Below are 12,734 nucleotides of genomic sequence, written 5' to 3'. Positions count from 1 at the left end.
GAAAACCCGGCCAGATGGCCGGGTTTTCATTATCCAGTCAGATCAGCTCCAGCCGGTCACGACCTTCACTTCCAGGTACTCTTCCAGTCCCCAGACACCGCCTTCGCGGCCATTGCCGGACTGTTTGTAGCCACCGAACGGTGCGCCGCCGCCCAGCATCTCGCCATTCATCTGCACCATGCCGGAACGCAGCTTGCGCGCCACCCGCTTCGCCTTATCGGCGTCCTGTGTCTGCACGTAGTGGGTCAGGCCATAAGGGCTGTCGTTGGCAATGCGCAGCGCCTCCTCTTCGGTGTCGAAGGGAATAATCGACAACACTGGGCCGAAGATCTCCTCACGGGCGATGGTCATCTCGTTGGTGACATCCGCGAATACGGTCGGACGCACGAAATAGCCATCGGTCATGCCGTCCGGCTTGCCCGGGCCGCCAGCGACCAGACGGGCACCTTCATCAATCCCTTTCTGGATCAATCCCTGGATCTTGTCGAACTGGGCAGCTGAGACCACCGGGCCGATATGCTTGCCTTCCAGTGACGCCTGGTTAACCTCGGTTTTCGCCGCCACATCGATCGCGGCCTGTACCGCCTGCTCGTAAATTGAACGCTCCACCAGCATCCGCGTCGGCGCATTGCAGGACTGGCCGGAGTTCATGAAGCAATGACGCACGCCACGCACCACCGCCTTCTCGTCCGCATCGGCAAATACGATATTGGCGCCCTTGCCGCCGAGCTCCAGGCTGACACGCTTGACGGTATCGGCCGCATTCTTGGAGATGGCAATACCCGCACGGGTAGAGCCGGTGAAGGAGATCATATCTACATCCTGATGACCTGAAAGCTGGGAGCCAACCCCCATACCGTCGCCGTTGACCAGGTTGAACACGCCCGCCGGGAAACCGGCCTCATCAATCATTTCGGCAAACAGCATCGCTGACAGCGGCGAGACCTCGGACGGCTTGAGCACCATGGTGCAACCGGCTGCCAAAGCAGCCACGACCTTCAGGGTGACCTGGTTCATCGGCCAGTTCCACGGCGTGATCAGACCACAAACCCCGATCGGCTCGCGCAGGATCTGGTTGCCCGGCGCATGCTCGCCCAGCGCCTCCTCGAATTCGTAGTCGCGCAATACCCGCATGAAGTTCTTCAGGTGGTTGGCACCTGTGCCCCACTGCGCCGTCTGTGCCAGCGCGATGGGTGCGCCCATCTCCAGCGAGATTGCCTCGGCCATCTCGTTGGAACGCGCCTTGTACAGGGCATAGAGTTTTTCCAGCAGCGCCAGACGCTCCTCTTTGCTGGTTTGACTCCAGCTGTCGAAAGCCTGGCGGGCAGCCGCCACGGCCGCATCAGTGTCAGCCTGACCACCCAGGGAGATCACCGCACACACCGCTTCGGTGGACGGGTCGATGACATCAAAATCATTCGCCTGTGCCGGCGCGACCCACTGGCCGTTAATATAGAATTCGCGTTTTTCCAGCATGCTCTTGGCCTCTGTTGTTATAACTTTTGCTGTCGCTCTGCAGATACTTAACCTGTTAACAGCCAAGAGTACCGACTCCTGGCCGCAAGGTCACGACCTGGCGAGCAGGACTCAGTTGCTTTTGGCCGTTTTGCGCCGTCCCGGCGTGGCTGCTTTCTTGCGTCCATAACTGCGCTTTTTGCCGCGAGCGGGTGCCTTGATGCCACTCAGTGCATCCGGCCGGATCTGGCCAATCAACTGTGGCAACGCCTGCTGCAACGGCTGCATAAAACCCTGATAATTGAACGCCTTGCGACTGATAGCATCGAGCTGGGACTCCCAGTGGGCGGTCATATCCGGCCGGCTCAGCTCCTCCGGCAGCGCTCCGATCAACGCTTTGCCCGCCTCGGTGGCATGGATCTGCTTGCCCTGACGCTGCAGGAAGCCGCGCTTGAACAACAGCTCGATGATGCCGGCACGGGTCGCCTCTGTCCCCAGGCCATCGGTTTCACGCAACACCTTACGCAGTTCCGCATCCTGCACGAATCGGGCGATCCCAGTCATCGCCGCCAGCAGACTGGCATCGGTAAACGCCTTGGGTGGCTGAGTCATTTTCTCCAGCAGCTCACCGCGCTCGCAGTGCAGCTGCTCACCCACCTTCAGCGGTGGCAGCTGGCCTTCATCCTCCTCCTGCGCCTCCTTGCCCATCAACGCCTTCCAGCCCGGATCGGTAATCTGGCGCACCTTGGCCACGAACTGGCCACCGGCGATCTCCACCTCGACACGACGATCCGCATAACGACAGGGTGGGTAGAACTGCATCAGATACTGACGTGCGATCTGGCTGTACACCTGCAGCTCGGCACGGCTGAGCCGTTCCGACGACACCGCCTTGCTGGTGGGGATGATCGCGTGATGGGCTTCCACCTTCTTGTCGTTCCAGGCCTTGGATTTGAGGCTCAGGTCGGCACTCTGCACCGCACCGCCCAGCTCCGGCTGGGTACGAGCGATCGCCTGAGTGACGCGAGCCGCCTCGGTAAAGTGCTCGGCAGGCAGATAACGGCAGTCGGAACGGGGGTAGGTGATCAGCTGATGTTTCTCATACAGCGCCTGGGCGGCATCGAGTACCTGCTGGGCGTTGAGGCCGAAACGCTTGGCACAGTCGATCTGCAGTGCCGACAGGTTGTAGGGCAGCGGCACCGCCTGCTGGCCGGTCTTGCGTTCGTCTTTGGTGACCACTCCCGGCTTGCCCGTGATCCGCTGCACCACGTTCTCCGCCAGCGGCTTCGACAGCACCCGCCCCTCTTCATCCTGATAACGAGCACAGGCCTCACTGGGCTGCCAGCGAGCGGTAAAGCGTTCGCCACGCTCCGTCAGCAGATGGGCATCCACCTCGTAATAGGGCTTGGGCACAAAGGCGTCGATCTCGGCATCGCGCTGTACCACCAGCCCCAGCACCGGCGTCTGCACCCGACCTACCGACAGCACACCATCGTAGCCGGCTCCCCGCCCTTTTACGGTCAGAGCACGCGTCATGTTGATACCGAACAGCCAGTCGGCACGGGATCGGGCCAGCGCCGATACCGACAGAGGTACAAACTCCCTGTTGGGCTTGAGGCGTGCGATGGCACGACGCACCGCCTCGGGGTTGAGGTCGGAAATCAGACAGCGCTGCACCTGGGATCGTTTGGCGGCTGGTACCTTGAGGAAGTCGATCACTTCATCCACCAGCAGCTGACCTTCGCGGTCCGGGTCACCGGCATGGATGATCTGATCGGCCGACTTGACCAGCTTGCGCAGCACCGACAACTGCTTGCTGACACCCTTGCGCGGCTTGAGCTGCCACTCTTCAGGCAGGATCGGCAGGTGCTCCAGTCGCCACTGCTTGTAGGCCGGGTCATAAGCATCCGGCTCCGCCTGCTCCAGCAGGTGTCCGATACACCAGCTCACCACCTGATCGCCGCCACAGCGGATCATCCCTTCCTCCTTTTTCTGCGGACCGGGCAGGACGGCGGCGATGGCGCGGGCAAGGCTGGGCTTTTCGGCGATGTAGAGCTTCATGGATCCAGAATGACTGTCAGTTAAACACCTAAGGTTACGCAATCGATCAAAACAAGTCGACAAAATACTGTATGTATTAACAGCACACAAACCCTGATGCTGCCATCTATGTCTCCACTCCACCAGAAACATCAAAAAAATCGATTAATAGTCGCAGATTTACCCTATGTTTGATCGACCATGCACTGACTATAGTGAAGACAACTGAACAACATCGTTTCTGGAGAAAAAATGAACGCCTCCCTGATCACCCGCCTTATGGCCACCTCAAACAGCCTGGCGCCTCTGGCCCTGCGTGTCCCCGCCGGTATCATTTTCATGGCCCACGGCGGACAGAAACTGTTCGGCGCTTTTGGCGGCTATGGCCTCGAAGGGACGGGTCAATGGATGGCCTCTATCGGTCTGGAGCCCGGTTTCCTGATGGCGTTGCTGGCCGGCAGTGCTGAATTTTTCGGTGGCCTGGCGATCCTGATCGGTCTGCTGGTACGCCCGGCCGCAGCTGCGCTGGCCTTTGCCATGCTGGTGGCGATCTTCGCTGTGCATATCGGTAACGGCCTGTTCATGAGCAACAACGGCTATGAATTCGGCCTGGCACTGCTGGCGATCTCCGCTTCCCTGCTAATCAGTGGCGGTGGCGCCCTGTCGGTCGACCGTGTACTGAATCAGCGCCGGGCATAAAACCTGGCAGGCCCCCACTTTGACAAACACTAACCACAGGAGAGCGACATGGGCTTGCTGATGGATGGCCACTGGGTCGACCAGTGGTACGACACTGAATCGACCAAGGGCCGCTTCGTGCGCTCGAAGTCACAGTTCCGCAATTGGATCACCGCCGATGGCCAACCCGGCCCCAGTGGTGAAGGCGGGTTTCAGGCTGAGGCCGGACGATACCACCTCTATGTTTCTCTGGCCTGCCCCTGGGCCCATCGTACGCTGATCTTCCGCATCCTGAAGGGTCTGGAATCAATGATCTCGGTCTCCGTGGTCAACAGTTACATGGGCGATCACGGCTGGACGTTCGCAGCCGAGCCTGGCGCCACCGGCGATGAGCTGTTCGGTCTCGACTATCTGTACCAGCTCTATCAGAAGGCCGATCCGAATTATTCCGGCCGGGTCACCGTGCCGGTCCTCTGGGACAAGCAAAGACAGGTCATCGTCAACAACGAGTCCGCCGAGATCATCCGCATGCTGAATTCGGCCTTCGATCATCTGGGCGCTAAAGGCGGTGACTACTATCCGCAACTGCTGCGCAGCGAGATCGACACGCTAAACAGCGAGATCTACGAGCGCATCAACAACGGGGTGTACAAGGCCGGCTTTGCCACCACGCAGGACGCCTACGAGCAGGCTGTCTTTCCCCTGTTCGAAGCCCTGGAGGCTCTGGAGCAACGGTTGAGCACACATCGTTACCTGCTCGGCGAGCATCTGACCGAAGCAGACTGGCGGCTGTTCACCACGCTGATCCGATTTGATGCGGTGTACCACGGCCACTTCAAATGCAACCTGAAGCGGATCGTCGATTATCCGAACCTCTGGGACTATGTACGCGAGCTGTACCAGTGGCCGGGGGTGAGCGCGACGATCAACATGGAACATATCAAGGACCACTACTACCGCAGCCATCACACCATCAACCCGGCCGGGGTGGTGCCGGCTGGCCCAATTCTGGATTTTGACCAACCCCATCAACGTGAGCATATCGGCCACTAGGCCCAAGGAGGCATACCTGTGAGCAAAATTCTGGTTCTTTACTACTCGTCCTACGGCCATGTCGAAACCCTGGCCCGAGCGATTGCCGAAGGCGCCATGACCGTAGAGGGCAGCGAAGTCATCATCAAGCGTGTACCCGAACTGATGCCGGAGAATGTGGCCCGCAACGCTGGCGTAAAAATGGACCAGTCAGCCCCGCTGGCCGATCCGAAAGAGCTGGCCGACTACGATGCCATCATCTTCGGCACCCCGACCCGTTTCGGCAACATGGCCAGCCAGATGCGCAACTTTCTCGACCAGACCGGTGGCCTTTGGGCGCAGGGCGCCCTGATCGGCAAGGTGGGCAGCGTTTTTACCAGCACCGGCACTGGTGGCGGTAACGAAACCACCATTCAGTCATTCCATACCACCCTGTTCCATCACGGCATGGTGGTGGTAGGCCTGCCCTATGCGCTGCCCGAGATGACCGATATCAGTGCCGTTCATGGCGGCTCACCGCTGGGCGCGGCTACTATTGCCGGCGGCGATGGCTCGCGCAGCCCCAGTGAGCAGGAGCTGACCATGGCCCATTATCAGGGCGCACATGTGGCCCGCATCGCGGCCAAACTCATCGCCTGACCACCCAAATCCTGGCGGGCCTCAGTAACAGGCCCGCACTTCCCCTCAACACGCTGCCACCACCACCGCCGTACGCAGACCTTCCTTGCCAAAACGCGCCATGCGCCAGAAGCGGCTGCGCGGTATGGGGACATTCTGGCTGTCGATCAGTGCCTTGTCCTCGTCTTTGTCCACTTCGGGGTCGTGCAGATAGACGTAATGATCATCGATGCCGGTCAGTACCACCCAGTGCGGACTCTTGTGACGGCTAAGGCTCCAGCAGCTGATCAGCATCAGCACATAGGCCCCTGACGCCAGCGCTTGTTCCAGCACTTCAAAGCTGACTTCCTCGGCATGCTCGACGATCCCGGATATCTCGATCTGTTCCTTGAAGTCCTGGTGCACAAGTTCCAGCACTTCCTTTTTCAGCTCGGTTCGCACGCCGTGGATGAACAGCGGCCCTTCACGATTGATATACAGCTCGACCCTGAAACCGCGTCTGAAGGCTGCCAGTGCCAGCCCACGCGGGCCGCAGCCACCGTGGCCGGTGGTCATGAAAATGGAAGTGGCTTCGCGCCAGAGCTGCAGTTCATGGCGACGGTCCATCTCAATCTCGGGATTCAGCGCCTTCATGGCCATCAACAGGGATGCCGGACCACAGGTAAACGGCAGGGTCTGGCCATACCAGGGCACCATCCCGGGACTGCGCGTTCGTACCGCCAGAATACGCTTCTGGAACCGAAGTGCCGGGGCATGATCCTCGTAATAATCCTCGTAAAAGCCGAACTGGCGATAGCCCAGCGTACGATAGAGCCGGATCGCAGCCTCGTTATCGCTGCGCACCTCCAGCCGCAGCGCGAGGCAGTCCTGTTCCAGCGCCGCCGTCTCAGCGGCTTCCATCAGTTGCCGTGCGACACCTTGCCCTCGCAGGCGACTCTCAACTGCCAGCGAGTAGATGCGACCCAGTGAAGTACCACGATGAAACAGCACAAGAATATAGCCAGCCGGAGACTGGCTGTCGGTTTCCCCCATAATCAAGGCGCAGTGACCACGCCTGAGCATCCAGCGAAACTGGCGACGACTGATGCGATCTTCGCTAAAGGATTGCTCTTCCAGCGCTACCAGCGCAGGCAGATCATTCATCAGGGCAGGACGTGTGCGGATGCTCAGAGACATGGCATGACTCCCGGGGGACAGACACCCAGATTAAGGCCTCTACGCCCGGGAATACCAGAGGTGAGAAATATTTTTTCGACCCGATTGCGCCCACTCTAAAAGGGGTCAATAGTGCAACCATATCAACCGGCAGGATGCACCATGAGCAAGCTGAAGATTGTTGTCGACAAGAAAGAGGACTGGCAGGCGTTCTACCCGGCGGAGCAGCTGGTGAGCGCCCACGAATATTTGGCCCAGGGCAGCCAGCGGGAGCGTACACCGGTACAGATCATCAACCTGTGTCGCAACTACCGCTACCTGAGTTACGGCTACTATATTTCGCTGCTGGCGGAGGCCCGAGGTCACAAGGTGATCCCGTCAATCCAGACCATCAACGATCTGGGCCGCAAATCGGTGTATGGGCTCGGCATGAAAGATCTCAACACCCTGCTGGGCAAACTGATCGACAAGCATGCCGACCTGCGCGCTCAGCTTGAGTCGGATCAGCGATTGCAGATCACCCTCTGTTTCGGTCAGACCCACTTCTTCCCCCTGCAGGATCTGGCACGTCAGATCTTCGATCAGTTCCCCTGCCCGATTCTGCACCTGACCTTTCGCAAGGGTCCGGTGTGGGAGATCGAAACAGTGAAAGCGGGCAACCTGAAGCAGCTGAGCGAGCAGGAGGAAGACCACTTCGCCGCTGCCATCGATGCCTTCAGTCGCAAGATTTGGCGCAAGCCGACGGCACACCGGCAATACCGCTATGATCTGGCCATTCTGGTGGACCATGACGAACAGTTGCCACCATCCGATGCCAAGGCGATCAAGCAGTTTATCCGTGCCGGTCGCCAGCTGGGCATCGATGTCAGTCTGATCGGCAAGAAGGATTATGGCCGTCTGGCCGAGTACGACGGGCTGTTCATTCGGGAGACCACCTCGATCAGCAACCATACCTACCGTTTTGCCAAACGGGCGGAACGTGAGGGACTGGTGGTGTTCGACGACCCCACCTCGATCCTGCGCTGCTGCAACAAGGTATTCCTGTCGGACCTGCTGGCCACCAACGGTGTCGCCATGCCGGAGACCCATTTTCTGTTCAAGGACCACCGCAAGGAGCTAAAGCTGCTGGCCGCTTCACTCAGCTACCCGAGGGTACTGAAGATTCCGGACGGCGCCTTCTCCAAGGGCGTGGTCAAGGTTAACTCCGCCGAGGAGCTGGTCACCCAGGCCGAAGAATACTTCAAGCAGTCCGCCATCGTGCTGGTTCAGGAGTTCATGTACACCGAATACGACTGGCGCATCGGCATTCTCAACAATAAGCCGCTTTATGCCTGCAAATACATGATGACCCGTGGTCACTGGCAGATCTACAACCACAGCGGAGCAGAAACGGAGTCCGGTGACTTCGAAACCCTGCCGGTTCATGAAGCACCCGCCAAGGTGGTGAAGACCGCGTTGAAAGCGACCAAGCTGATCGGCGATGGCCTCTATGGCGTCGACCTCAAGCAATCGGCTGACAAGGTGGTGGTGATCGAGGTGAACGACAATCCCAGTATCGACTCCGACGTTGAAGACCTCTACCTGAAAGAAAGCCTCTATCGCATGATCATGGAAGAATTTCTGCGCCGGATGGAGCGGCGCCGTCTGGGAATTGGGCACTGACGGCTGGACTCTGCGCAACAGCGTTCAGTTCGAAACGCCATCTCTGCAACCCGAGATGGCATTTATGTCAGCACAGCAGCAGCCTGTAGCTGTTACTGTGCCCCCCTCTCGCTAGAAGGTTCCCGGGTAGGCGCCACCGTCCAGCAACAGGTTCTGGCCGGTGATAAAGCCGGCCTGGCTACCGCACAGGAAGGCACACATGGCGCCAAACTCTGCCGGCGTACCGAAGCGCCCTGCCGGAATCTCCTCCATTTGCTGCTGACGCACCTGCGCGGCGCTGACGCCCAGCTTCTGCGCATAAGACTCAACCGTAGACGTTAAGCGATCGGTTTCGAAAGAGCCCGGCAACAGGTTGTTGATGGTCACGTTGTGCGCCACGGTCTCGCGCGCCAGTCCGGCAACGAAACCGGTCAGGCCGCTGCGGGCACCGTTTGAAAGACCGAGAATCGAGATCGGCGCCTTCACGGCAGAGGAAGTGATATTGACGATGCGACCGAAGCCCCGCTCCTGCATGCCATCCACCACCGCTTTCATCAGAAAGATCGGTGTCAGCATGTTGGCATCTACAGCTGCATGCCAGGCCTGCTCGTCCCATTGACGGAAATCGCCCGGAGGCGGGCCACCCGCGTTGGTCACCAGAATATCGGGATCAGAGCAGACAGCCAGCACTCGGGCACGCCCTGATTCGGTGGTGATATCGGCGGCAACGGCCTGCACCCTGACACCGGTCTGGGCATGTATCGCTTCGGCGGTTTTTTCCAGCTCCTCGGCGTTACGGGCGTTGATGACCAGGTCCACGCCTTCTTCGGCAAGCGCCAGGGCACAGGCACGTCCCAGACCTTTGGAAGCACCACAGACAATGGCCTTGCGACCGTTCAGGTTCAAATTCATAGCAGAGTTATCCTTTGGTGATTGTTGGCGGGAGTCGCGTCCAAAACGCTTAAGCTTGGTGTGCGTTGCACACCAGTTCCAGACAGTCGCTACTTGCAGTGGTGAGCCCTCAAATGCCCTCAACCACAACTACGCGACCCGAGCTGCACTCGTCACGAATGGATTTCAGCCCCTGATAGAGATCGCCGTAATAAAACTCCTCGGCTTTTTCCATCGACGGGAACTCAAACAGCACAATCCGGCGTGGCTCCCAGTCCCCCTCGAGGACTTTGTGCTCTCCCCCCCGCGCAAGATACTTGCCACCGGCAGCCTCTATGGCAGGTTTTGCCTGGGTCATGAAATCCTGATAGCGCTCAAGGTTAAAGATATCGATATCGAAAATAACATATGCGCTCATCTACATTTTCCTTATTGTTATGGCGAAATTCTGCATCCTGACGTTTCACCTCTGCCGACCGAACAGCTGAACTGTTTTGAAAGCGGCAGGCCGTATCGTCCGGAAAGTTCCGTGTGACTCACGGGTAAAGTCTCACCCCATTCTCTTCAGGGGTGGGGCTCCGTCATGAGCACTCCGCTGGATGACTGTCTCTTGATAGCCCAACCGGACAGTCTGAGCGTTGCACGACATAACCTGTCAGAGAGTAAGCAATCCCGCGGCTCGAGATTTGACTTGATACGAACCCGGTTTGATATCTTGTGACAGGATTGAGCCGCTAACGGCATGAGACCCTCTGCTACAAGCTACCAAACGCCCCCACTGCAGGCACAATGCGCTCCCTGTTCGCCCGATCCTGTCATACAATCGCAACTTCAGCCGGGCTATGATGCTCGTTTTGTCAGCAACCCGCCTCCCAAAATGACCCTAGAAAAACCCTCTTCCTTTGTTTCCATTCTGCTGATCTTTCTGCGCTTGGGCCTGACCAGCTTTGGTGGCCCCGTGGCACACCTTGGCTATTTCCGCGACGAGTTCGTCAGTCGGCGCAAATGGCTCAGCGAGCAGAGTTATGCTGACCTGGTGGCGCTGTGTCAGTTTCTGCCAGGGCCCGCCAGCAGTCAGGTTGGGTTGGCACTGGGGTTGTCCCGTGGCGGCTTCAAGGGGGCACTGGCCGCCTGGTGCGGTTTCACCCTGCCTTCGGCGCTGGTACTGATGCTGGTGGCCTATGGCGTGATGAGCCCTGATTCAGGCCTGCCGCCCGGCGTCATTCAGGGGTTGAAGCTGGTTGCAGTCGCCGTAGTGGCGCAGGCGGTTTGGGGTATGGCAAAAAGCATGTGCCAGGGCAAAAAGCAGGTCGCGCTGATGGTGCTGGCGGCCGGCTGTCTGCTGCTGGCGCCCAGCGTCTGGCTGCAACCGCTGGTTTTGCTGCTCGCCGGTATCGCTGGCATGCTGCTGTTCAAGGCCGCCGATAATGCCGATCACAGCCACCTGCCGTTACAGGTCTCCACCCGGACCGGCACCATCCTGCTGGCGGTGTTTTTTCTATTGCTGCTGGCACTGCCAGTAGCCGCCACAGCTCTATCCCTGCCGGCCCTGGATCTGTTCGATCTGTTCTACCGCGCCGGCTCGCTGGTCTTTGGCGGTGGCCACGTGGTGCTGCCCCTGCTGCAGGCGGAAACAGTCCTGCCGGGACATGTCAGTGAAGACGTGTTTCTGGCCGGCTACGGTGCCGCGCAGGCAGTACCCGGACCTCTGTTTACCTTTGCCGCTTACCTGGGCACCAGCATGCAGCAGTTAACCGGATGGCTTGGCGGATTGACGGCCCTGGTGGCCATATTCACGCCCTCCTTCCTGCTGGTGGCCGGCGTGCTGCCGTTCTGGAACCGGCTAAGCCGCAACCGGCCAATCCGTTCAGCTCTGACCGGCATCAATGCCGCTGTGGTCGGACTGCTGCTGGCAGCGCTCTACGACCCGATCTGGACCAGCAGCGTGCACTCCGGTGTCGATTTTGCGTTGGTGCTGCTGGCCTTTGCCGCGCTGCAGGTGTGGAAACTGCCGGTATGGCTGCTGGTGCCGCTGTTTGCACTGGGCGGCCTGGTACCCTGACGGCCGCACGCAGCATCGCTGTACAGCGTTTGAGGATTCGGCGTAATGCCAGGGCGCGCAGCATCCGCCCCCTGCCGTGGTAGAAGTTCATATCGATGCTGCCATCCTCAAGCCGACGGACCTTGCGTGCGTGTGAATCAATACTGGCGATCATAATCAAGCCCTCCTGACTGAGCGTTGCTGACAGCTTAGGATGGCTCTTGTATTATGAATAACGATTAATTCAGATCATTTTGATCGCCATTTGCGATGGATCATCACATGCCCCAGCCCAACCTGAGCACCGAGCTGCTGCGCACCTTCATCACCGTAGTGGACGAGGATGGCTTTATTCGCGCCGCCGAACGCCTGCACAAGACTCAGTCCACCATCAGCCAGCAGGTGCGTCGACTGGAGCAGGAGCTGGGCGTGGAACTCTTCCGTACCGAAGGGCGCAAGCGCGTGCTGACGCCCACTGGCGAAACCATGCTCGGCTATGCCAGACAGATGCTCTCCCTGCAGGAAGATGCCCTGGCCGCGATTACCGAGCAGAATGCCGAAGGGGAATTGAGAATCGGTGTTTCTCTGTCACTGACTGAAAGCATGCTGCCGTCCATCCTGGCCCGTTTCAAACGTCACAATCCCGGCATTCGCCTCAACGTGCAAACCGATTACAGCAACAGCCTCAGCCAGGACTACGATGATGAACAGTACGACCTGGCGCTGATCCTGCGCCGCGACCGCAGCCAGGTCAAAGGAGAGCTGCTCGGCTATGAACCGCTGATCTGGATCGGCCCCGCCGGCTATCAATGGTCTCGCAACCGACCGTTGCCGCTGGTACTGCTCAATGTTCCCTGCCTGTTCCGTGAGGCGACCATGAGCGCGCTGGACAGCACCAGCATCAGCTGGCGCACCGTCTACTCAACGACCAGTTTCACCAGCCTGATGGCCGCCGTCCGTGCCAGCCTGGGCGTAACCGTCAGAACTCAGGGCGCGCTGGCCGAAGGCACCGAGAACATCGGCTCGCGACTGGGATTACCGGAACTCCCCCCGGTCTATATCGAGCTGCGCTACCATCCGAAGACACCGGGCTGCGAGCAGCTCGCCCAGCTGATCCGCCACGAGCCGCTGCAGGCCTGTTAACGGGCTGTTGAGAAACGTTATCGAGGTAGCCGAGGCCAGC

11 protein-coding genes are annotated in these 12,734 nt (G+C 59.4%); 6 read left to right on the top strand and 5 right to left on the bottom strand.

What is annotated here, in order from left to right; genetic code table 11:
- Positions 1–42: 42 nt before the first annotated feature.
- Both ABD013_RS02175 and ABD013_RS02170 read right to left on the bottom strand, forming a co-directional pair.
- The gene (locus tag ABD013_RS02175; RefSeq protein ID WP_343801588.1) at positions 43–1,476 is read right to left on the bottom strand and encodes an aldehyde dehydrogenase family protein; all 1,434 of its coding nucleotides are present in this window, start codon (positions 1,474–1,476) and stop codon (positions 43–45) included.
- A gap of 111 nt (positions 1,477–1,587) precedes the next feature.
- Complete coding sequence (locus ABD013_RS02170; RefSeq protein WP_343801585.1) at positions 1,588–3,516, bottom strand: DNA topoisomerase III; 1,929 nt, start codon at positions 3,514–3,516, stop codon at positions 1,588–1,590.
- 231 nt (positions 3,517–3,747) lie between these two features.
- Here ABD013_RS02170 and ABD013_RS02165 point away from each other — a divergent pair, with 231 nt between their 5' ends.
- The 3 genes from ABD013_RS02165 to wrbA are packed head-to-tail and all read left to right on the top strand — an operon-like array spanning position 3,748 to position 5,844.
- Entirely contained in the window at positions 3,748–4,194 is a 447-nt protein-coding gene (locus ABD013_RS02165; protein WP_343801582.1) for a DoxX family protein, read from the top strand.
- 48 nt (positions 4,195–4,242) lie between these two features.
- Complete coding sequence (locus tag ABD013_RS02160) at positions 4,243–5,226, top strand: glutathione S-transferase family protein (protein ID WP_343801579.1); 984 nt, start codon at positions 4,243–4,245, stop codon at positions 5,224–5,226.
- A gap of 18 nt (positions 5,227–5,244) precedes the next feature.
- On the top strand, positions 5,245–5,844 hold the full coding sequence (wrbA, locus tag ABD013_RS02155) for an NAD(P)H:quinone oxidoreductase (RefSeq protein WP_343801576.1): 600 nt from the start codon (positions 5,245–5,247) through the stop codon (positions 5,842–5,844).
- A gap of 45 nt (positions 5,845–5,889) precedes the next feature.
- On the opposite strand, the gene ABD013_RS02150 is transcribed toward wrbA, so the two are convergent.
- A complete protein-coding gene (locus ABD013_RS02150) occupies positions 5,890–6,999 on the bottom strand; it encodes a GNAT family N-acetyltransferase/peptidase C39 family protein (protein WP_343801573.1) in 1,110 nt (369 codons plus the stop codon).
- A 141-nt stretch (positions 7,000–7,140) separates the two neighbouring features.
- On the opposite strand from ABD013_RS02150, the gene ABD013_RS02145 reads away from it, so the two are divergent.
- Entirely contained in the window at positions 7,141–8,640 is a 1,500-nt protein-coding gene (locus ABD013_RS02145; protein WP_343801570.1) for a RimK family protein, read from the top strand.
- Between the two features lie 111 nt (positions 8,641–8,751).
- Here the strand turns inward: ABD013_RS02145 and ABD013_RS02140 are convergent, their stop codons facing one another.
- Together ABD013_RS02140 and ABD013_RS02135 are read right to left on the bottom strand one after the other, a co-directional pair.
- On the bottom strand, positions 8,752–9,531 hold the full coding sequence (locus tag ABD013_RS02140) for an SDR family oxidoreductase (RefSeq protein WP_343801567.1): 780 nt from the start codon (positions 9,529–9,531) through the stop codon (positions 8,752–8,754).
- A gap of 109 nt (positions 9,532–9,640) precedes the next feature.
- Positions 9,641–9,928, bottom strand: coding sequence for a DUF1330 domain-containing protein (locus tag ABD013_RS02135; protein ID WP_343801564.1), 288 nt, complete (start codon positions 9,926–9,928; stop codon positions 9,641–9,643).
- A 459-nt stretch (positions 9,929–10,387) separates the two neighbouring features.
- Here ABD013_RS02135 and chrA point away from each other — a divergent pair, with 459 nt between their 5' ends.
- Both chrA and ABD013_RS02125 read left to right on the top strand, forming a co-directional pair.
- Positions 10,388–11,572 (top strand): chromate efflux transporter, encoded by a 1,185-nt coding sequence (chrA, locus tag ABD013_RS02130; protein ID WP_343801561.1) that lies wholly within the window; start codon positions 10,388–10,390, stop codon positions 11,570–11,572.
- A gap of 261 nt (positions 11,573–11,833) precedes the next feature.
- A complete protein-coding gene (locus ABD013_RS02125; RefSeq protein ID WP_343801558.1) occupies positions 11,834–12,694 on the top strand; it encodes a LysR substrate-binding domain-containing protein in 861 nt (286 codons plus the stop codon).
- The last annotated feature ends 40 nt before the right edge of the window (positions 12,695–12,734 follow it).

Source organism: Marinobacterium maritimum (assembly GCF_039523155.1).
Taxonomy (GTDB): domain Bacteria; phylum Pseudomonadota; class Gammaproteobacteria; order Pseudomonadales; family Balneatricaceae; genus Marinobacterium; species Marinobacterium maritimum.
Note: the sequence above shows the minus strand (reverse complement) of the source record. Positions and strands in the feature narration are given on the sequence as shown.

What these genes read in the sequence shown, in the direction of transcription:
- ABD013_RS02135 (WP_343801564.1), bottom strand. Translation starts at nt 9,928, where the DNA reads ATGAGCGCATATGTTATTTTCGATATCGATATCTTTAACCTTGAGCGC.
- ABD013_RS02140 (WP_343801567.1), bottom strand. Translation starts at nt 9,531, where the DNA reads ATGAATTTGAACCTGAACGGTCGCAAGGCCATTGTCTGTGGTGCTTCC.
- chrA (WP_343801561.1), top strand. Translation starts at nt 10,388, where the DNA reads ATGACCCTAGAAAAACCCTCTTCCTTTGTTTCCATTCTGCTGATCTTT.
- ABD013_RS02170 (WP_343801585.1), bottom strand. Translation starts at nt 3,516, where the DNA reads ATGAAGCTCTACATCGCCGAAAAGCCCAGCCTTGCCCGCGCCATCGCC.
- ABD013_RS02165 (WP_343801582.1), top strand. Translation starts at nt 3,748, where the DNA reads ATGAACGCCTCCCTGATCACCCGCCTTATGGCCACCTCAAACAGCCTG.
- ABD013_RS02160 (WP_343801579.1), top strand. Translation starts at nt 4,243, where the DNA reads ATGGGCTTGCTGATGGATGGCCACTGGGTCGACCAGTGGTACGACACT.
- ABD013_RS02145 (WP_343801570.1), top strand. Translation starts at nt 7,141, where the DNA reads ATGAGCAAGCTGAAGATTGTTGTCGACAAGAAAGAGGACTGGCAGGCG.
- ABD013_RS02175 (WP_343801588.1), bottom strand. Translation starts at nt 1,476, where the DNA reads ATGCTGGAAAAACGCGAATTCTATATTAACGGCCAGTGGGTCGCGCCG.
- ABD013_RS02125 (WP_343801558.1), top strand. Translation starts at nt 11,834, where the DNA reads ATGCCCCAGCCCAACCTGAGCACCGAGCTGCTGCGCACCTTCATCACC.
- ABD013_RS02150 (WP_343801573.1), bottom strand. Translation starts at nt 6,999, where the DNA reads ATGTCTCTGAGCATCCGCACACGTCCTGCCCTGATGAATGATCTGCCT.